Here is a 17,629-nt window from a genome sequence, read left to right on the forward strand (position 1 = left end):
GAAACTGCCATGAGCACGCCATATCCCACGCCTGACCAGGTCAGGCAATACATCGCCGACGGCCTGTCCTGTGAACACCTCGACGTCGACGGCGATGGCCAGCATTTCCAGGCCACCATCGTCAGCAGCGCCTTCGAAGGCAAGCGCCTGATCCAGCGCCATCAACTGGTCTACGCCGCGCTGGGTGACCGCATGCGCGCTGAAATCCATGCGCTGTCGATGCGCACCCTGACCCCGGCCGAGTTCCAGGCGAAAGCCTGATGGCAACCGGCTTGCGCGCTTTGGCCGGCCCGGTCAACGTCGGCCTTGCGGTCGATGACATGACCTCGGTGAAGCGCATTTCTCTTCTTGATCGTGGGTACGAACGCACGAATGCCCCGCGCTTGCAGGCAGGCGCAGGCATCTGCCGTGTTACCCAGACCGGAGCCCCGGCATGAGCAGTCCCCTGAATAGCGCCGTCAGCGGCGCACCGATCACGCTGGCCCTGTCCAAGGGCCGGATCTTCGACGAAACCCTGCCGCTGCTCGACGCAGCCGGCATCACGGTGACCGAAAGCCCGGAAACCTCGCGCAAGCTGATTCTGCCGACCAGCGATCCTGGCCTGCGCATCATCATTGTTCGCGCGTCCGACGTCCCCACCTATGTTCAGTACGGCGCGGCCGATCTGGGCGTGGCCGGCAAAGACGTGCTGGACGAACACGTGATCGAGCACCCTGGTGGCCTGTATCAGCCGATCGACCTGAACATCGGCAAGTGCCGCCTGTGCGTGGCTGCGCCGGTGGGCTTCGATTACGAAAACGCCGTGCGCCGTGGCGCGCGCCTGCGCATCGCCACCAAGTACGTGGAAGCAGCACGCCAGCACTTTGCCGCCAAGGGCGTGCACGTGGACTTGATCAAGCTGTATGGCTCGATGGAGCTGGCACCGCTGGTCGGACTGGCCGATGCGATTGTCGATCTGGTGTCGACAGGCGGTACCCTGCGTGCGAATAATCTGACGGTGGTCGAAGACATCGTGGATATCTCCTCGCGCCTGGTGGTCAATCAGGCGGCGCTCAAGACGCGGCGACACCAATTGCAGCCTTTGCTCGACGCGTTTTCGCGCGCCAGCCAGGCCAGCGCCTGAGTGTGCGCCCCAGCCTGAACTTGAGTCTGAACTTGAGGCTAAATATCCGGGCGCAGCCCAGTGGCTGCGCCGCCTGCACCCCATTTCGTCAAGGCCGATCATGTCTCTGATCAATCGACTGGACACCCGCAGTCCTGAATTCCGGGCGCAATTGACCGCATTGCTGGCCTTCGAAGCCGGCGAAGACGCCGCCATCGAGCGTACCGTTGCCGACATCCTGACCGACGTGCGCACCCGCGGTGACGCCGCCGTGCTGGAATACACGCGCCGTTTCGACCGTCACCAGCCCGCCGACATCACCGCGCTGGAAATTCCGCGCAGCGAATGGCTGGCGGCACTGGATGCCTTGCCCGCCGCCCAGCGCGACGCGCTGGAAGCCGCCGCCGCGCGCATCCGCAGCTATCACGAACACCAGCGCGCCGAGACCTGGACCTACACCGAGGCCGACGGCACGGTGCTGGGCCAGAAGGTCACGCCGCTGGACCGCGTGGGCCTGTATGTGCCCGGTGGCAAGGCTGCTTATCCGTCGTCGCTGCTGATGAACGCGATCCCGGCCAAGGTGGCGGGTGTGCAGGAAATCGTCATGGTCACGCCCACGCCCGATGGCACGCGTAACCAGATGGTGTTGGCTGCTGCCGCCATTGCGGGCGTCGACCGTGCCATCGCTATTGGCGGCGCACAAGGCGTGGCGGCACTGGCCTACGGCACCGCCACTATCCCGGCCGTCGATAAGATCGTCGGCCCCGGCAATGCGTTTGTGGCGGCCGCCAAGCGCCGCGTGTACGGCACGGTCGGCATCGACATGATCGCCGGCCCCAGCGAAATCCTGGTGATCTGTGACGGCCACACGCCGGCCGACTGGATCGCCATGGACTTGTTCTCGCAGGCCGAGCACGACGAATTGGCCCAAGCCATTCTGCTGTGCCCGGACGCCGACTACCTGGCCGAGGTCGAGTCCTCGATTGCACGTCTGCTGCCGACCATGCCGCGCGCCGACATCATCCGTACCAGCCTGGCCAATCGCGGCGCGCTGATTCAGGTGCGTGACCTGGATGAAGCTTGCGAGATCGCCAACAACATCGCGGCCGAGCACCTGGAAATTTCCACCCGCGAACCCGAGCGCTGGGCTGACAAGATCCGCCATGCCGGCGCGATTTTCATGGGTCGCTACAGCTCGGAATCGCTGGGCGACTACTGTGCAGGCCCGAATCACGTGCTGCCGACTTCGCGCACCGCACGGTTCTCGTCGCCGCTGGGCGTCTATGATTTCCAGAAGCGTTCCAGCCTGATCCAGGTGTCCGCCCAGGGTGCCCAGACGCTGGGCAAACTGGCTGCCGAACTGGCTTACGGCGAGGGCCTGGCTGCCCATGCTCGCAGCGCCGAATACCGGCTCGATACCGGTGCTGACGCCACCACCACCGATTCCACCGCTGTTTCTACCGACACTTCCCGGACCTGACGATGCGTACTGCCGAGATCACCCGCAATACCAACGAGACCAAGATCCGCGTCGCGATCAATCTCGATGGCACCGGCCGCCAGACCCTGGCCACCGGTGTGCCTTTCCTCGACCACATGCTTGACCAGATCGCCCGTCACGGCATGATCGACCTCGACATCCATGCGGACGGCGATCTCCACATCGACTCGCACCACACGGTGGAAGATGTCGGCATCACGCTGGGCATGGCGTTTGCCAAAGCGGTTGGCGACAAGGCCGGTCTGCGTCGTTACGGCCACGCCTATGTGCCGCTGGACGAAGCGCTGTCGCGCGTCGTGGTCGATTTCTCGGGCCGTCCGGGTCTGGAATTCCACGTGCCCTTCACTCGCGCCATGATCGGCCAGTTCGACGTCGATCTGACGCAGGAATTCTTCCGTGGCTTCGTGAATCACGCGCAGGTCACCCTGCACATCGATAACCTGCGCGGCGTGAATGCCCACCACCAGTGCGAAACCGTGTTCAAGGCCTTCGGCCGCGCGCTTCGCATGGCGGTGGAAGTCGATCCGCGTGCCGGCAACACCATTCCCTCGACCAAGGGAGTTCTGTAATGACCGTTGTTGCCATCGTCGATTACGGCATGGGCAATCTGCGCTCGGTGGCGCGTGCCATCGAGCACGTGGCGCCGGAAGCGCGTGTACAGATCACGGGCAACGTGGCCGACTTGGCCGCCGCCGATCGAATCGTGTTCCCGGGGCAGGGTGCCATGCGCGACTGCATGCGCCACCTGGACGAATCCGGACTGCGCGAAGCGGTCATGACGGCTGCGCGCAACAAGCCCTTGCTGGGCGTGTGCGTCGGGGAACAGATGCTGTTTGATCGCAGTGAAGAAGGCCCGACCGATGGTCTGGGTATTTTCCCCGGTGAAGTGCGCCGTTTCGCTGGCGAATCCTTCGAAGGCACCGAGCGCCTGAAAGTCCCGCAGATGGGATGGAACCGCGTGCGTCAGACGCAGTCCCACCCCTTGTGGGCCGGCGTGCCGGACAATGCCTACTTCTATTTCGTGCACAGTTATTACGCCGCACCGACCGATCCGGCCCTGACCGCCGGAGAAACCGATTACGGCCTTGCCTTTACCTGCGCGGTAGCCAGGGATAACATCTTCGCGACCCAGTTCCATCCTGAGAAGAGTGCCGCACTGGGTCTTCAGATCTACCGCAACTTCGTGCACTGGAACCCCTGACCGGTTTTCGGCCAGGGTCCCCAACCGTTTTCACTGATTCACCATGCTCCTCATTCCCGCGATTGATCTCAAGGACGGCCGCTGCGTGCGTTTGCGCCAGGGCGATCTCGACGACGCTACCGTTTTCTCGGAAGACCCCGCTGCCATGGCAGAACTGTGGCTGTCGCGCGGTGCGCGCCGGCTTCATCTGGTCGATCTGAATGGTGCGGTTGCAGGCAAGCCGCTGAACCAGGCCTCGATCAAGGCCATCGTGGCCGCGGTCGGCGACGACATCCCGGTGCAGATCGGCGGCGGTATCCGTGACCTGGACACCATCGAGCGTTATCTGGACGGCGGTATCTCCTACGTCATCATCGGCACCGCTGCAGTGAAGAACCCCGGTTTCCTGCATGACGCCTGCAGCGCCTTCCCCGGCCAGATCATCGTCGGCCTGGACGCCAAGGACGGCAAGGTTGCTACTGACGGCTGGAGCAAGCTCACCGGCCACGACGTGGTCGACCTGGGCAAGAAGTTCGAAGACTACGGCTGCAACGAGATCATCTACACCGACATCGGCCGTGACGGCATGCTCTCGGGCGTGAACATCGAAGCCACGGTTCGCCTGGCCCAGCACGTGCGTATCCCCGTGATCGCCTCGGGCGGCATTGCCGACCTGCGCGACATCGACAACCTGTGCGCCGTCGAAGACGAAGGCGTGTCGGGCGCGATTCTGGGCCGCAGCATCTACGAAGGCACGCTGGACTTCGTCGCCGCACAAGCGCGCGCCGACGAACTGAGGCCCGCATGACGGCTGTGGCAGACACGTCGGCCGCCAAGGCCGGCAATCGCGGCGGCCTGACCCGCCGCATCATCCCCTGCCTGGATGTGACCGCAGGCCGGGTGGTGAAGGGCGTCAACTTCGTCAACCTGATGGACGCAGGCGACCCGGTCGAAGTCGCTCGTCGTTACGACGCGCAAGGTGCCGATGAACTCACCTTCCTCGACATCACCGCCACCAGCGACCAGCGCGACATCATCCTGTCGGTGATCGAACAGGTGGCTTCGCAGGTCTTCATTCCGCTGACCGTGGGCGGTGGTGTGCGTCAGCTGGCAGACGTTCGTCGCCTGCTGAATGCCGGTGCCGACAAGATTTCAGTCAACACGTCTGCGGTGAACAACCCGGACCTGGTCGGCGAAATTTCGGGCTACTTCGGTTCGCAGTGCCTGGTCGTCGCCATCGACGCCAAGCGCGTGTCTGCCGATGGCGAAACCCCGCGCTGGGAAGTGTTCACGCACGGTGGCCGTAACCGCACCGGGCTGGATGCCATCGAATGGGCAGCCCGCATGGCCTCGCTCGGCGCAGGCGAAATCCTGCTGACCAGCATGGACCGCGACGGCACCAAGTCGGGCTTCGACCTGGCGCTGACGCGTGGCGTGTCCCAAGCCGTGCCGATTCCGGTGATCGCGTCCGGTGGCGTGGGTTCGCTCGACGATCTGGCCAATGGCGTGATCGACGGTCGTGCCGACGCCGTGCTGGCCGCCAGCATCTTCCACTACGGCCAACATACCGTGCAGGAAGCCAAGCGCCACATGGCGGCACGCGGCATTGCCGTGCGCCTGGACGACTGATGGATACCACCAGCAGCGCCGATACCGGCGAGTGGCTCGACAGCATTCTGTATGACGAGAATGGCTTGGTGCCCGCCATCGCCCAGGAAGTCCTGACCAACAAGGTGGTGATGTTCGCGTTCATGAATCGCGAATCGCTGGCCGAAACGCTGGCCACCGGCAACGCCACTTACTGGTCGCGTTCGCGCAAGCGCCTGTGGCGCAAGGGCGAAGAGTCGGGTCACGTGCAGAAAGTGCGCGAAGTCCGGCTCGATTGCGACGGTGACGTGGTCTTGCTGCGCATCGAACAGATTGGCGGCATTGCCTGTCATACGGGGCGCGAGCGCTGCTTCTACCGGAAGCTGCAGACCGTCGACGGCCAGACCACCTGGGTCACCACCGACCCGGTCCTCAAAGACCCCGAACACATCTACAAATGAGCCAATCCCCGCTTGACCTGGGCACCGTGCTGGCACGGGTTGCCGATACGCTTGAGTCGCGTCGTGGTGCCGATCCCAGCACGTCCTACGTGGCGAAGCTGCTGGCCAAGGCACCCGATTCGATCCTGAAGAAGATCGGTGAAGAAGCCACTGAAACGGTCATGGCCGCCAAAGACGGCGAGACCGACAAAATCGTGTCGGAAACCGCCGACCTGTGGTTTCACTGTCTCGTCATGCTGACCCATTATGGTCTGCGTCCCGAACAGGTTCTGGAAGAATTGGCACGCCGCGAAGGTTTGTCGGGCCTGACTGAAAAAGCTGCGCGCGGTCCTGATGGAGCGCGTGCTCAACCGGCACAAGGAGTGTGATGAGTCACGCGGATTGCATTTTCTGCAAGATCATCGAGGGCAAGATTCCCTCGAAGAAAGTCCATGAAGACGAGGAGTTCCTGGCCTTTCACGACATCAACCCCGCCGCCCCGGTGCATTTTCTGGTGATCCCCAAGCGTCACATCGAATCGATGCAGACGCTTGCGCCCGAGGATGGACCGCTGTTGGGTAGAATGATGTCGCTGATTCCGCGCCTGGCGTCGGAGCAGGGATGTCGCCCGGGGCCGGAAGGTGGCTTCCGGCTTATTGCCAATAGCGGCAAAGAAGGCGGCCAGGAAGTCGGACACCTGCATTTCCATGTGCTGGGCGGTCCGCGTCCCTGGAAGATCTGAACCAACATTTGCCGTCGGCGCAGCCGGCGGGACACACGTTTATCGCCGCAAGGCACGGAGTTTGAAATGGGTAGCTTCAGCATCTGGCACTGGCTCATCGTCCTTCTGGTCGTGGTCCTGATTTTCGGCACCAAGAAACTGAAGAATCTGGGTTCCGACCTGGGGGGCGCGGTCAAGGGCTTCAAGGACGGCGTGAAAGAAGGCGGCGATTCGGTTTCGCCCGCAGGTTCGACGGTCGACTCCAAGCGTGTCGCTGGCGAGACCATTGACGTCGAGGCCAAGGAAAAGACCCCGCGTTGATCGGGTTGGCGTGCCCGCATACGCGCGGCGCGCCTGCCTTTTGCCCGCCTGGGCACGATTCAGGTGTTTTTTCCGTTCTAGTCTTTATCGGCGCGCTGCATGTTTGATGTCGGATTTTCCGAGCTGATGGTGGTTGGTGTCGTGGCCCTGGTGGTCATCGGCCCTGAACGCCTGCCCAAAGTGGCGAAAACAGTGGGCCACCTGCTCGGCCGTGCGCAGCGTTACGTCAGCGACGTGAAGGGCGACATTCAGCGCGAATTCGAGCTGGATGAGTTGCGCAAGATGCGCACCGAGATGGAAGCCACCGCGCGTTCCTTCGAAACCAGCGTGGCGACCGGGGTCAATGATTTCCAGTCCAAGGTCGAAGACACGGCTCGCTCCATCGAGTCCTCGGTCAACGATCTGGGCAAGGATGGCACGGTCACGACCGATGCCAGTTCGATTGGTGAAGTGGTGCCGCGCCCCGAGCTGCATGAGCCGGCACCCACCATCCATTCGCCTGCAAGCGTATCTGCATCGCACGCATCGCCTGCCTCGCACAGCCTGCCACCCGTCGTCCCCGGCACTTCGCATGCCTTGCCCGCGCGCGCCAGTGCGGCCGACGTCATGGCACGCGCGCTGCGCGACCGCACTGCAATCGGCCCGGATCGCTTGTCCTGAGTTTGTCCTACGTTCGTCCTGATACCTACATCCCGATCCGTTTTTTCGATCTCGCCTTTTTCGATCTCGCTTCGCAACCCCTGACCCCTGGACGGCCGTGAGCCAAGAAGATAGTTTCATTTCGCATCTGGTCGAACTCCGGTCCCGCTTGATCAAAGCCGTGGGCGCGGTGGTTGCCGTATTCATCGTGCTCTTCATCTGGCCGGGCGCATCGTTCATCTACGACTTGCTGGCTGCCCCGATGCTGGCCACCTTGCCGCCAGGCACCCGCATGATCGCCACCGGGGTGATCACGCCGTTCATGGTGCCGGTCAAGGTGACCATGCTGGCCGCTTTCGTGATCTCACTGCCTGTGGTGCTGTATCAGGCCTGGGCCTTTGTGGCCCCCGGCCTGTATCTGCATGAAAAGCGCCTGGCGATGCCGCTGATCATCTCCAGCACGCTGCTGTTCATCGCAGGCATGGGCTTTTGCTACTTCTTCGTATTCAAGACGGTTTTCCACTTCATTTCTGAATTCGCGCCACAGTCGATCACGCCGGCACCGGACATCGAGGCCTATCTGGGCTTCGTAATGACCATGTTCCTGGCGTTCGGCATCACTTTCGAGGTGCCGGTGGCCGTGGTGTTGCTGCTGAAAACCGGTCTGGTGACGCTGGAAAAACTGCGCGCTGCGCGGGGCTACGTCATCGTGGGTGCCTTCATCATTGCCGCGGTCGTTACCCCGCCCGACATCGTCAGCCAGTTCATGCTGGCCGTGCCGCTGGTGCTGCTGTACGAGCTGGGTCTGTTGATCGGCCGCTTCATCGAGCCGCGAGACAGGGAAAGCGACAGTACCGACATCTCGAAAGAAGGCTGATAAGTCTGATATCGTCGCCCACCGCAGCGCCTGATCGATGACAGGCGCTGCCAGTACGTACTACGCACACGACACAAACCCGATCAGCACACGATAAAAGCGCGACAAGACGCGCGCGCCTCAACAGGAGAGCCTCATGTACCACCTACCCAAGCTGGCCGTCGGGCTTGCGCTCGTCGCCACCGCCTTTGCCGCACACGCTGACATCAAGGTCGGCGTGGTCCTGTCGGCAACCGGCCCGGCCGCGTCGCTCGGCATCCCCGAGAAGAATGTATTCGCGCTGCTGCCCACCACCATCGGTGGCGAGAAAGTCGAATACATCATTCTCGACGACGCGACCGACACCACCACGGCCGTCAAGAACATCCGCAAGCTGACCAGCGAAGACAAGGTTGACGTGGTGATCGGTTCGACCGTCACGCCCAGCTCGCTGGCCATGACCGACGTGGCTGCCGAAACCGGCACGCCGCTGATCTCGATGGCTGCATCGGCTGTCATCGTGCAGCCCGCCGAAGGCAACAAGCGCTGGGCCTTCAAGACCCCGCAAAATGATGCGCAGATGGCCAGCGCGATTGTCGAACACATGAAGGCCGGCGGCGTGAAGACCGTTGGTTTCATCGGCTTTGCCGACGCCTACGGCGAAGGCTGGTACAACGAATTCGTGAAGGCTGCTGAAGCCGCCGGCATCAAGACGGTGTCGAACGAGCGCTACAACCGTACCGACACCTCGGTGACCGGCCAAGTGCTGAAGATCATGTCGGGCAAGCCCGACGCGGTGCTGGTGGGCGCAGCCGGTACGCCGGCCGCACTGCCGCAGCGCACGCTGAAAGAGCGCGGCTACGCCGGCAAGTACTACCAGACCCACGGCGTGGCCAACAACGACTTCCTGCGCGTAGGCGGCAAGGACGTCGAAGGCACCTTCCTGCCGGCTGGCCCGGTGCTGGTTGCCGACCAACTGCCTGACAGCAACCCGGTGAAGAAGTCGGCGCTGGAATACGTGCAGAAGTATGAAGCCGCACACGGCAAGGGCGTCTCCACCTTCGGCGGTCACGCCTGGGACGCCGGCAAGCTGATCCAGGCTGCCATCCCGGTGGCACTGAAGAAAGGCAAGCCGGGCACCCCGGAGTTCCGCGCCGCCCTGCGTGATGCGCTGGAAGCCAACAAGGATGTTGCCGGTGCCCACGGCATCTTCACCCTGTCGCCGACCGACCACGTCGGTCTGGACAATCGCTCGCGAGTGATGGTCACGATCGAAAACGGCACCTGGAAGCTGGTCAAGTAAGACCCGACACGCCGCACCCGGGCGAGTTGCCTGGGTGCGGCGTGTTTTCGTTTGGCCTGCAATAGTGGTGCCAAGACGGCCCAAAACGGCCTCGTAGACGGCCCCCAGACGGCCGGCATTCCCCATCCGGGACGCCGGCCGTTTGCGCAGAACCGGAAGAAACATGGACGTCCAGATAGCTTTGTTCCTTACGCAAGATGGTGTCACCAACGGTGCCATCTATGCGTTGCTTGCCCTGACCCTGGTCCTGGCTTTCACCGTCACGCGGGTGATCTTCATCCCGCAGGGCGAGTTTGTTGCCTGGGGCGCACTGACCTTGGCCGCGCTGCAGACCGGCAAGCTGCCAGGTACTGTGTGGCTGCTGCTGATCGGTGGGGTGGCGGTGACACTGGTCGAGGCAGTCACCTGTGCGCGCAATGCAGACTGGCGTCGTTTCCCGGCCACGCTCGGCTGGAACCTGCTGTATCCCGGGTTGGTCTACGCGGCCGCCCGCTATCTTCCGTGGGACACGCTGCCGCTGGTGGTGCAGATCGTGTTCGCCCTGCTGATGATCGTGCCGCTCGGCCCGATGGTGTGGCGTCTGGCTTTCCAGCCGCTGGCCGAAGCCTCGGTGCTGACGCTGCTGATTGTCTCGGTTGCCGTTCACCTGGCGCTGGTTGGTATCGGCCTGCTGTTCTTTGGTGCCGAAGGCTCGCGCACGCCGCCGTTCTCCGATGGCAGCATCACGCTGGGTGGCTTCACCATTAATGCCCAGACCTTGTGGGTGGTGGGTTGCTCGCTGGCGCTGATCGCCGCCTTGTATTTCTTCTTTGAACGTACCTTCTACGGCAAGGCGTTGCGCGCCACGGCCGTGAACCGTGCCGGTGCACGTCTGATGGGCATTCCCACCAGCATGGCCGGCCGCCTGAGTTTCCTGTTGTGCGCCTTGATCGGTGCCTTCTCCGGCATCCTGATCGCGCCGATCACCACCATCTACTACGACACCGGCTTCCTGATCGGTCTGAAGGGCTTTGTGGGGGCCATCATCGGTGGCCTCGGCAGCTACCCGATTGCTGCGGCCGGCGCACTGCTGGTGGGCTTGCTGGAATCCTTCTCCTCGTTCTGGGCCAGCGCCTACAAAGAAGTCATTGTGTTCACGCTGATCATTCCCGTGCTCGTCTGGCGTTCGCTCACCTCACGCCAGGTGGAGGAAGAATGATGCGCAAGGGTCTGATTCGTCCGGTCTGGCTGGTCAGTGCTGCGGTGGTAATGCTTGCCGCAGCACCATTCGTGTTGTCCGAATTCACCATCACGCTGCTGAACTACATCGGCCTGTATGCGCTGGTGGCACTCGGCCTGGTGCTGCTGACCGGGGTAGGGGGGCTGACCTCGTTCGGTCAGGCAGCCTTTGTCGGTCTGGGTGCTTACACCTCGGCCTGGCTGTCTACTTCCGCCGACTTGCCTACCTGGCTGGCCTGGGCAGGGGGTTCGCCGTGGATGGGTCTGTTGGCCGGTTTGCTGGTCACCGGCACCATCGCGGGTTTCCTGGGCGCAATCACCTTGCGTCTGTCGGGCCACTTCCTGCCGCTGGGCACCATCGCCTGGGGCCTGAGCCTGTATTTCCTGTTCGGCACGCTGGCGTTTTTGGGCGGCCACACCGGCCTGTCCGGCATTCCGGCAATCTCGGTATTCGGCCAAAGCCTGGCGGGCGGACGCCAGATCTATTTCCTGATCTGGCTGGTCTTGCTGCTGGCCGTCTGGTTGTTGAAGAACCTGCTGGATTCGCGTGAAGGTCGTGCCATCCGTGCGCTGAAAGGCGGCATGGTGATGGCGGAATCCATGGGTGTGGATACCGCCCGCCAGCGCATGGCGATCTTCGTGATCGCTGCCCTGATGGCCAGCATGTCTGGCTGGCTGTATGCGCACATGCAGCGCTTCGTGAATCCCACGCCCTTCAACCTGAACATCGGCATCGAATACCTGTTCATGGCGGTGATCGGCGGCGCATCCCACGTGTGGGGAGCCTTGCTGGGTGCGGGTGTGGTGACGCTGCTCAAGCAATACCTGCAAGACCTGTTGCCGCGCCTGTTTGGGGCGTCCGGCAACTTTGAAGTGATCGTGTTCGGGGTGCTGCTGGTGGTCATGCTGCAACGTGCACGCGACGGGCTGTGGCCCGCACTGGCCCGGCTGGTGCCGGTTCGTGCCGACCCGGTGGCGGTGGACACCTCGGCCGAGCCGCTTGCACAACGGGCAAAGCCCGAGCGCGGCAGCATCGTGCTGGAAGCCGAAGGCGTCACCAAGCAGTTCGGTGGCCTGGTTGCCAACAAGGACATGAGCCTGTCGGTACGCGCCGGTGAAGTGCTGGCGCTGATCGGCCCCAACGGTGCCGGCAAAAGCACCATGTTCAACCTGCTGTCGGGGGTGCTGGAACCGACCGCCGGCCGCGTGCGTTTCCTGGGTGAAGACGTGGTGGGCAAGGGCGCGCGTCGCATTGCCAGCCTGGGCCTGTCCCGCACCTTCCAGCATGTGCGCCTGTTGCCGACCATGAGCGTGCTCGACAACGTGGCGATCGGCGCGCACTTGCGCGAACGTCGCGGTCTGCTGGGTGGCCTGTTCGGCGGCGCGCTGCGCCTGGACCGCGCGCAAGAGCGTCGTCTGCTGGCCGAAGCCGCCCGCCAGCTTGAACGCGTAGGCCTGGGTGAACATCTGCACGACGCAGCGGGTTCCTTGCCGCTGGGCAAGCAACGTATTCTCGAAATCGCCCGTGCCCTGTGCGCCGACCCCTGCCTGATGCTGTTGGACGAACCCGCAGCCGGTCTGCGTTACTTCGAAAAACAGGAACTGGCCGCGACGCTGAAAAAGCTGCGCGCGGAAGGCCTGGCGATCCTGCTGGTGGAACACGACATGGACTTCGTGATGGGCCTGGCAGATCGCGTGGTGGTCATGGAATTCGGCGAACGCATTGCCGAAGGCTTGCCCGAGCAGATCCAGCGCGATCCGCGCGTGCTCGAAGCCTATTTGGGAGGACTGGAATGATGGCGCGTGCAACCCAGCCGGCTGCCGTTCCGGTAGGCGAGACCTTGCTTGAAGTGCGTGACCTGAGCGTGTCCTACGGCAAAGTCGAGGCCCTGCACCAAGTCAGCTTGACCGTGCCGGCAGGTTCGATCGTGACCGTGATCGGCCCCAACGGCGCGGGCAAGACCACGCTGCTGTCGGCCATCATGGGTGTGCTGCCCTCGCGCGGCAGCGTCACCTTCGCAGGCCAGGACGTGCCGCGCCCGGAAATCGAACAGATGGTCGCGATGGGCATGAACCTGGTGCCCGAAAAGCGCGAATTGTTCGGTGAGATGAGCGTCGAGGACAACCTGGTGCTGGGCGCTTTCCAGCGCTATCGCAGTGGCTTGCGCGACCATGCCGCATCAATGGAAGAAGTGTTTGCGCTGTTCCCGCGCCTGCGTGACCGCCGCAAGCAGATCGCGGGCACCTTGTCCGGTGGCGAACGCCAGATGCTGGCAGTCGGCCGCGCGCTGATGGCCAAGCCCCGCCTGCTGATGCTGGACGAGCCTTCGCTGGGTCTGGCACCACGCATCGTGAAGGAAATCTTCCAGATCATCGTTGAACTTCGCGCCCGGGGCGTGTCGATTCTGCTGGTGGAACAGAACGCCCGCGCGGCGCTGCACGTGGCCGATTACGCTTACGTGCTGGAAACCGGCGAGTCCGTGCTGTCCGGCCCCGCATCGCAGTTGGCCGATGACCCGCGCGTGATCGAGAGTTATCTTGGTCTGGGCGGTGGTCACGGGGTGAAGGCGGAATAAGCCCAGCGGGACGCAAGCCCGGGGCGGGCGTCCAAGCAAGCCAAGCAAGCCAAGCAAGCCAAGCAAGCCAAGCAAGCCAAGCAAGCCAAGCAAGCCAAGCAAGCCGATCGGCTTATTGCTTTTGGTCTGTTTGGCGAGGGAAGTGCATCCCCGCTTCTTTCGCCAGCCTTAAAAACATCCCGGTTCGTACCGCGAAGGCGACACATATAAACATGCCCATGTTTATGGGTTGTCACCGCACTGTCATGAGGTTCACCATGACAGGATGCCTGCCTCATCTTTGCGCTTGACCGACCTCAACGCGCGCCGGGCGGCTATCGCCATGGGCGTTGCCACTCCCGCAGATACCTTGCTTTACCTGCTGCTGCCGATGTTCGCCGCCGAATTCGGCGTGACACTTGTGCAGGCAGGGCTTCTGCTGGCAGCCAATCGCATCGTGCGTATCGTCGGTTACGGCCGGGTCGCCCGCTTCTACGCCGAGCGTGGCGATGCGCCCACCTGCACCATTGCCGTCATCGCCGCCTCGTGTTGCGGGCTGATCTACGCGACGGCGTCCGGTTTCTGGATGTTGTTGATCGCCCGGCTGGTCTGGGGGCTGTGCTTCGGCGCACTCAACCTGTCAACCCAAGCCTTGGCCACTGCGGACCTGGTGGGTTCCGGGCATCGAACCGGCAAATCGCGGGCAGTCATCGCACTGGGTTCGATGCTGGCCTTGCCATTGGGTGCCGCCATGACCATGTGGGCAGGTCCGCGCCCGATCTTCTTTGTATTGAGCGCGTTTGCACTCAGTGGCCTGTTCTTTACCCGCTACCTGCCGGTGCGTGCGGCCAAGGCCCCCAAGCCGCTGCCCATGCGTCGTTTCGGCAAACCCAACAGCCTGGATCTCTGGTCCTTCATGGAAGGCGTGGCGCTCGACGGCCTGTTCATCATCGGCCTGTCGGTCTTCGCCCAAAGCGCGATGCAAGAACATGCCGTGCTGGCAGCCGGCGCATTGATGGCCTTGCGCTACGTGGCCGAAATTCTGCTTGGCCCCTTGGGCGGGGCGATTGCCGATCGGCTCAGTCCCGAACGCATGCTGGTGTGGTTGTCATTGGCCAGCGCGGTGGCATTGATCGGCTTCGGGGCTGGGTGGTTCTGGAGCGCCGCCGTGATCATGGTGTTGCGCGCACTGCAACTGCCGCTGATGCCACCCATCGTGGCGCGCCGTTATCCGGGGCCGGGCAGGGTGGAGGCACTGGTGGCCCGATCCTTGTGGCGTGATATCGGCGGCGGCGTAGGCCCGCTGCTGGCCGGGCTGCTCTTGCCCATCACCCCAGCCTTGCTGCTGTATGGCGGAGCGGCGATTCTGGTGGCGGCCGCCGCGCTTGCCACCACCCGGGATAAGCCGCCGGTGCTGCCGACCGAATCTGATTGATTGGCTGATTGAGGGCTGATTGATCGGTGAGCGACGCTGAGCAAGTAGATCAGCGCCAACTCAATCACCAACACTCAATCACCAACACCCAATCACCAACACCCAATCACCAACCAAGCCCACGCAACGTCAGGCCGCAGTCATCACGCCAAAACTGGCGTCTTATTCCGTTGCACCTTCACGCTGCGGGCGTGGGCGGGTCGCCACCTGCAACTTGATCTCCAGCTGCTGATTCGCCCGTGCCAGCTTCAGCACGATTTCGCGGCCCGGCGGCAATTGCGCAATCAGATTCAGCATGGTGGTCGTATCCGTGATCGAGGTGCCATCCACCTCGGTCACGATGTCACCGGTGCGAATGCCGGCGCGTGCAGCCGGGCCGCCACGCACCACCCCCGCGATGATCACTCCATCCTTGCGCGACAGCTTGAAGGCATCGGCCAGTTCCGGTGTGACATCTTGCGGTTCCACGCCGATATAACCGCGCGTGACGCCGCCAGACGTAATCAGCTGCTCCATCACCTGACGTGCGGTGCTGACCGGAATCGCAAAGCCGATACCCAGCGAACCACCCGAACGCGAATAGATGGCGGTATTGATCCCCACCAGCGTACCGCGCGCATCGATCAGCGCGCCGCCCGAGTTGCCCGGGTTGATCGCGGCGTCGGTCTGGATAAAGTTCTCGAAGGTATTGATATTCAGATGCGTGCGGCCCAGCGCCGACACAATGCCCATGGTGGTGGTCTGCCCCACACCAAAGGGATTGCCGATTGCCAGCACCACGTCACCCACCGACAGGTCTTCAGCCCGGCCGAACGTAATTGCAGGCAGGTTGGGCAAGGTCAGCTTCAGTACCGCCAGATCGGTTTCAGGGTCGGCACCGACCAGGGTGGCGGGTGCCTTGCGGCCGTCCGCCAGCGCAATCTCGATCTGATCGGCCGATTCGATCACGTGATTATTGGTCAGCACGTATCCTTCGGCACTGACGATCACACCCGAACCCAGGCTGGACGTCTGCTGGCGGCGCGAAGATGAATCGTCACCAAAAAAGCGGCGAAACACCGGGTCGTCGGCAAACGGGTGGCTGGGAACGCGCACCTCTTTGCTGGTGAACACGTTGACCACCGCAGGCGCAGCTTTGCGTGTCGCGTCGGCATACGACGCCACAGCAGGGCTGGCAGGGCCGGCTGGCGGTGCCTCAAGCAAAGGCACCAGCGTCAGGCCACCGGCCGTGCGTTGCGGCAGCCATTCCGGCCGAAGGGTTGCAACGATGAATAAAATCGCCAGACAGACCGTTGTGGTCTGGGCGAAGATCAGCCAGAGTCGGCGCATGGAAAGCAGTGACCGGAAACACAAGAAAGGCAATCATGGCAGGGGAAGTGAGCACTATGCAAACTGACGGCGTCTTTGCGACCGTTCGAACGACAGATTTGACCAATTGGCTGGCCGTCGAGCTGCAATCCACCCGTTTCAAGGACTACTGTCCAAACGGATTGCAGGTATCCGGCAGCGCCGAGATCCGCCGCATCGTGTCCGGCGTGACCGCGTCCGAGGCATTGATCCATGAAGCGATTGCCCGTCGTGCCAATGCCATCCTGGTTCACCACGGCTGGTTCTGGAAAAATGAAGACCCGCGCGTGGTCGGCATCCGCCGCACGCGGCTGGCGCTCTTGCTGAAACACGACATCAACCTGCTTGCCTACCACCTGCCGCTGGATGCCCACCCGCGTTGGGGCAACAACGCGCAGCTGGCGCAGGTCATCGGCCTGGCTCCGGCCATGACGGCCGACGGTCCAGTGTGTGTTGGTGACAACGATTTGATCTGGGTCGGCTCTGCGCCGGGGCTCAATACCCTGGGGCAACTGGCCACGCGCATCGAAGAAAGGCTCGCGCGCGTGCCGTTGGTGATTGGCGACCCGGACAAACCCATCGGGCGCGTCGCGTGGTGCACCGGGGCCGCGCAAGGCATGTTGCAGCAGGCGATCGACGCGGGCGCCGATGCGTTCATTACGGGTGAGGTGTCAGAACCCACCGTGCACCTGGCACGTGAATCGGGGGTAGGATTCATCAGTGCAGGTCACCACGCCACCGAACGCTATGGTGTGAAAGCACTCGGTGAGGCGGTGCAGCGGCGCTTCGGGGTGCCAGTAGAGTTCGTCGATATCGATAACCCTGCCTGAGCACGGGTTTGCCAACATATGGCACCGGCAACATGCCGGTGCCTGCCGCGATCCGGTTTAATTTCCTGTCAGACGTCGCTGCCGACAGCAGGCGGCGTGGTGACAACCGGCTTCTTTTTCAGCTCATCGCGGATCTCGCGAAGCAAGACGATGTCCTCGGCCGGGCCTTTTGCAGCCGGGTCCAATTTCCCCTTAGCGCGATTTACCAACTTTACCATCCAGAAAATCACGAATGCCAAAAGGATGAAGTTGATCAGTATCGTGACGAAGTTGCCGTATGCAAATACGGTTGCCCCTGCCTTGGTCAGCGCATCGTAGGTGTAAGCCCCTGTGTAGTTAGCCGGTTCTCGTAATACGTAGAACTTGTTGGTGAAGTCGAAGCCACCGACCAATACGTTGACGACCGGCATGACGATGTCACGAACCAGCGAGTCGACGATCTTGCCGAATGCGGCACCGATGATCACACCGACGGCCAGGTCAATGACGTTGCCACGTACGGCGAAGTCGCGAAATTCTTTTAATACGCCCATGTCGAGTGCTCCAGGTGGTGGTTGTAGTGATGTGGATCAAACGATGATACCGACGCACAAC

Annotated in this window: 22 protein-coding genes; 20 read left to right on the plus strand and 2 right to left on the minus strand. The window is 62.8% G+C overall.

Translation table 11 applies throughout. The annotated features are described in order from the left end of the window. Positions 1–9 precede the first annotated feature (9 nt). The 19 genes from FXN63_RS02815 (at position 10) to FXN63_RS02905 (ending at position 14,858) form a co-directional block, all read left to right on the plus strand. Complete coding sequence (locus tag FXN63_RS02815; protein WP_148812641.1) at positions 10–261, plus strand: BolA family protein; 252 nt, start codon at positions 10–12, stop codon at positions 259–261. Continuing rightward, a complete protein-coding gene (locus tag FXN63_RS26675) occupies positions 261–437 on the plus strand; it encodes a hypothetical protein (protein WP_187395082.1) in 177 nt (58 codons plus the stop codon). Before FXN63_RS02815 ends, FXN63_RS26675 begins: the two co-directional genes overlap by 1 nt. Beyond that, positions 434–1,123: an ATP phosphoribosyltransferase gene (gene hisG / locus FXN63_RS02820; RefSeq protein ID WP_148812643.1), complete on the plus strand. Its 690-nt coding sequence runs from the start codon at positions 434–436 to the stop codon at positions 1,121–1,123. Before FXN63_RS26675 ends, hisG begins: the two co-directional genes overlap by 4 nt. A gap of 100 nt (positions 1,124–1,223) precedes the next feature. Further along, entirely contained in the window at positions 1,224–2,582 is a 1,359-nt protein-coding gene (gene hisD / locus FXN63_RS02825) for a histidinol dehydrogenase (protein WP_148812645.1), read from the plus strand. Positions 2,583–2,584: 2 nt separating this feature from the next. Further along, positions 2,585–3,172 carry an imidazoleglycerol-phosphate dehydratase HisB gene (gene hisB, locus FXN63_RS02830; RefSeq protein WP_148812647.1) on the plus strand — a complete coding sequence of 196 codons (588 nt, stop codon included), beginning with the start codon at positions 2,585–2,587 and terminating at the stop codon, positions 3,170–3,172. Then, complete coding sequence (hisH, locus tag FXN63_RS02835) at positions 3,172–3,804, plus strand: imidazole glycerol phosphate synthase subunit HisH (protein ID WP_148812649.1); 633 nt, start codon at positions 3,172–3,174, stop codon at positions 3,802–3,804. The genes hisB and hisH overlap by 1 nt, the downstream gene beginning before the upstream one ends. 43 nt (positions 3,805–3,847) lie before the next feature. Then, positions 3,848–4,591, plus strand: a complete 744-nt coding sequence (gene hisA / locus FXN63_RS02840; protein WP_148812652.1) for a 1-(5-phosphoribosyl)-5-[(5-phosphoribosylamino)methylideneamino]imidazole-4-carboxamide isomerase — start codon at positions 3,848–3,850, stop codon at positions 4,589–4,591. Beyond that, positions 4,588–5,412, plus strand: a complete 825-nt coding sequence (gene hisF, locus FXN63_RS02845; RefSeq protein WP_148812654.1) for an imidazole glycerol phosphate synthase subunit HisF — start codon at positions 4,588–4,590, stop codon at positions 5,410–5,412. The genes hisA and hisF overlap by 4 nt, the downstream gene beginning before the upstream one ends. Beyond that, on the plus strand, positions 5,412–5,831 hold the full coding sequence (gene hisI / locus FXN63_RS02850; RefSeq protein ID WP_148812656.1) for a phosphoribosyl-AMP cyclohydrolase: 420 nt from the start codon (positions 5,412–5,414) through the stop codon (positions 5,829–5,831). Before hisF ends, hisI begins: the two co-directional genes overlap by 1 nt. After that, on the plus strand, positions 5,828–6,199 hold the full coding sequence (locus tag FXN63_RS02855) for a phosphoribosyl-ATP diphosphatase (protein ID WP_148812658.1): 372 nt from the start codon (positions 5,828–5,830) through the stop codon (positions 6,197–6,199). Before hisI ends, FXN63_RS02855 begins: the two co-directional genes overlap by 4 nt. Continuing rightward, the gene (locus FXN63_RS02860) at positions 6,199–6,552 is read left to right on the plus strand and encodes a histidine triad nucleotide-binding protein (protein ID WP_148812660.1); all 354 of its coding nucleotides are present in this window, start codon (positions 6,199–6,201) and stop codon (positions 6,550–6,552) included. Before FXN63_RS02855 ends, FXN63_RS02860 begins: the two co-directional genes overlap by 1 nt. Positions 6,553–6,618: 66 nt before the next feature. Next, positions 6,619–6,852 (plus strand): Sec-independent protein translocase subunit TatA, encoded by a 234-nt coding sequence (tatA, locus tag FXN63_RS02865; protein WP_148812662.1) that lies wholly within the window; start codon positions 6,619–6,621, stop codon positions 6,850–6,852. Positions 6,853–6,951: 99 nt separating this feature from the next. Then, positions 6,952–7,512, plus strand: a complete 561-nt coding sequence (tatB, locus tag FXN63_RS02870; RefSeq protein ID WP_148812664.1) for a Sec-independent protein translocase protein TatB — start codon at positions 6,952–6,954, stop codon at positions 7,510–7,512. 97 nt (positions 7,513–7,609) lie between these two features. Next, positions 7,610–8,368: a twin-arginine translocase subunit TatC gene (gene tatC / locus FXN63_RS02875; RefSeq protein ID WP_148812666.1), complete on the plus strand. Its 759-nt coding sequence runs from the start codon at positions 7,610–7,612 to the stop codon at positions 8,366–8,368. 136 nt (positions 8,369–8,504) lie between these two features. Beyond that, positions 8,505–9,650, plus strand: coding sequence for an ABC transporter substrate-binding protein (locus FXN63_RS02880; protein ID WP_148812668.1), 1,146 nt, complete (start codon positions 8,505–8,507; stop codon positions 9,648–9,650). Between the two features lie 163 nt (positions 9,651–9,813). Beyond that, the gene (locus FXN63_RS02885) at positions 9,814–10,848 is read left to right on the plus strand and encodes a branched-chain amino acid ABC transporter permease (RefSeq protein WP_148812670.1); all 1,035 of its coding nucleotides are present in this window, start codon (positions 9,814–9,816) and stop codon (positions 10,846–10,848) included. After that, positions 10,845–12,665: a branched-chain amino acid ABC transporter ATP-binding protein/permease gene (locus tag FXN63_RS02890; protein ID WP_222863993.1), complete on the plus strand. Its 1,821-nt coding sequence runs from the start codon at positions 10,845–10,847 to the stop codon at positions 12,663–12,665. Before FXN63_RS02885 ends, FXN63_RS02890 begins: the two co-directional genes overlap by 4 nt. Beyond that, positions 12,662–13,444: an ABC transporter ATP-binding protein gene (locus tag FXN63_RS02895; RefSeq protein ID WP_148812672.1), complete on the plus strand. Its 783-nt coding sequence runs from the start codon at positions 12,662–12,664 to the stop codon at positions 13,442–13,444. The genes FXN63_RS02890 and FXN63_RS02895 overlap by 4 nt, the downstream gene beginning before the upstream one ends. A gap of 265 nt (positions 13,445–13,709) precedes the next feature. Further along, positions 13,710–14,858: an MFS transporter gene (locus FXN63_RS02905; protein WP_148812674.1), complete on the plus strand. Its 1,149-nt coding sequence runs from the start codon at positions 13,710–13,712 to the stop codon at positions 14,856–14,858. 162 nt (positions 14,859–15,020) lie between these two features. Here FXN63_RS02905 and FXN63_RS02910 read toward each other — a convergent pair whose 3' ends face one another. Continuing rightward, the gene (locus FXN63_RS02910) at positions 15,021–16,187 is read right to left on the minus strand and encodes a Do family serine endopeptidase (protein WP_148812676.1); all 1,167 of its coding nucleotides are present in this window, start codon (positions 16,185–16,187) and stop codon (positions 15,021–15,023) included. A gap of 56 nt (positions 16,188–16,243) precedes the next feature. On the opposite strand from FXN63_RS02910, the gene FXN63_RS02915 reads away from it, so the two are divergent. After that, the gene (locus FXN63_RS02915; RefSeq protein ID WP_148812678.1) at positions 16,244–17,035 is read left to right on the plus strand and encodes a Nif3-like dinuclear metal center hexameric protein; all 792 of its coding nucleotides are present in this window, start codon (positions 16,244–16,246) and stop codon (positions 17,033–17,035) included. Between the two features lie 68 nt (positions 17,036–17,103). On the opposite strand, the gene mscL is transcribed toward FXN63_RS02915, so the two are convergent. Next, positions 17,104–17,568, minus strand: a complete 465-nt coding sequence (gene mscL, locus FXN63_RS02920) for a large conductance mechanosensitive channel protein MscL (RefSeq protein WP_148812680.1) — start codon at positions 17,566–17,568, stop codon at positions 17,104–17,106. Between the last annotated feature and the right edge of the window lie 61 nt (positions 17,569–17,629).

This window comes from Pigmentiphaga aceris (assembly GCF_008119665.1).
In the GTDB taxonomy this organism is placed as follows: Bacteria; Pseudomonadota; Gammaproteobacteria; order Burkholderiales; family Burkholderiaceae_B; genus Pigmentiphaga; species Pigmentiphaga aceris.

What these genes read in the sequence shown, in the direction of transcription:
- FXN63_RS02895 (WP_148812672.1), top strand. Translation starts at nt 12,662, where the DNA reads ATGATGGCGCGTGCAACCCAGCCGGCTGCCGTTCCGGTAGGCGAGACC.
- FXN63_RS02905 (WP_148812674.1), top strand. Translation starts at nt 13,710, where the DNA reads ATGCCTGCCTCATCTTTGCGCTTGACCGACCTCAACGCGCGCCGGGCG.
- tatB (WP_148812664.1), top strand. Translation starts at nt 6,952, where the DNA reads ATGTTTGATGTCGGATTTTCCGAGCTGATGGTGGTTGGTGTCGTGGCC.
- hisA (WP_148812652.1), top strand. Translation starts at nt 3,848, where the DNA reads ATGCTCCTCATTCCCGCGATTGATCTCAAGGACGGCCGCTGCGTGCGT.
- hisH (WP_148812649.1), top strand. Translation starts at nt 3,172, where the DNA reads ATGACCGTTGTTGCCATCGTCGATTACGGCATGGGCAATCTGCGCTCG.
- mscL (WP_148812680.1), bottom strand. Translation starts at nt 17,568, where the DNA reads ATGGGCGTATTAAAAGAATTTCGCGACTTCGCCGTACGTGGCAACGTC.
- FXN63_RS02815 (WP_148812641.1), top strand. Translation starts at nt 10, where the DNA reads ATGAGCACGCCATATCCCACGCCTGACCAGGTCAGGCAATACATCGCC.
- FXN63_RS02880 (WP_148812668.1), top strand. Translation starts at nt 8,505, where the DNA reads ATGTACCACCTACCCAAGCTGGCCGTCGGGCTTGCGCTCGTCGCCACC.
- hisG (WP_148812643.1), top strand. Translation starts at nt 434, where the DNA reads ATGAGCAGTCCCCTGAATAGCGCCGTCAGCGGCGCACCGATCACGCTG.
- FXN63_RS26675 (WP_187395082.1), top strand. Translation starts at nt 261, where the DNA reads ATGGCAACCGGCTTGCGCGCTTTGGCCGGCCCGGTCAACGTCGGCCTT.
- hisB (WP_148812647.1), top strand. Translation starts at nt 2,585, where the DNA reads ATGCGTACTGCCGAGATCACCCGCAATACCAACGAGACCAAGATCCGC.
- FXN63_RS02890 (WP_222863993.1), top strand. Translation starts at nt 10,845, where the DNA reads ATGATGCGCAAGGGTCTGATTCGTCCGGTCTGGCTGGTCAGTGCTGCG.
- FXN63_RS02915 (WP_148812678.1), top strand. Translation starts at nt 16,244, where the DNA reads ATGCAAACTGACGGCGTCTTTGCGACCGTTCGAACGACAGATTTGACC.
- FXN63_RS02860 (WP_148812660.1), top strand. Translation starts at nt 6,199, where the DNA reads ATGAGTCACGCGGATTGCATTTTCTGCAAGATCATCGAGGGCAAGATT.
- FXN63_RS02855 (WP_148812658.1), top strand. Translation starts at nt 5,828, where the DNA reads ATGAGCCAATCCCCGCTTGACCTGGGCACCGTGCTGGCACGGGTTGCC.
- FXN63_RS02910 (WP_148812676.1), bottom strand. Translation starts at nt 16,187, where the DNA reads ATGCGCCGACTCTGGCTGATCTTCGCCCAGACCACAACGGTCTGTCTG.
- FXN63_RS02885 (WP_148812670.1), top strand. Translation starts at nt 9,814, where the DNA reads ATGGACGTCCAGATAGCTTTGTTCCTTACGCAAGATGGTGTCACCAAC.
- hisF (WP_148812654.1), top strand. Translation starts at nt 4,588, where the DNA reads ATGACGGCTGTGGCAGACACGTCGGCCGCCAAGGCCGGCAATCGCGGC.
- hisD (WP_148812645.1), top strand. Translation starts at nt 1,224, where the DNA reads ATGTCTCTGATCAATCGACTGGACACCCGCAGTCCTGAATTCCGGGCG.
- hisI (WP_148812656.1), top strand. Translation starts at nt 5,412, where the DNA reads ATGGATACCACCAGCAGCGCCGATACCGGCGAGTGGCTCGACAGCATT.
- tatA (WP_148812662.1), top strand. Translation starts at nt 6,619, where the DNA reads ATGGGTAGCTTCAGCATCTGGCACTGGCTCATCGTCCTTCTGGTCGTG.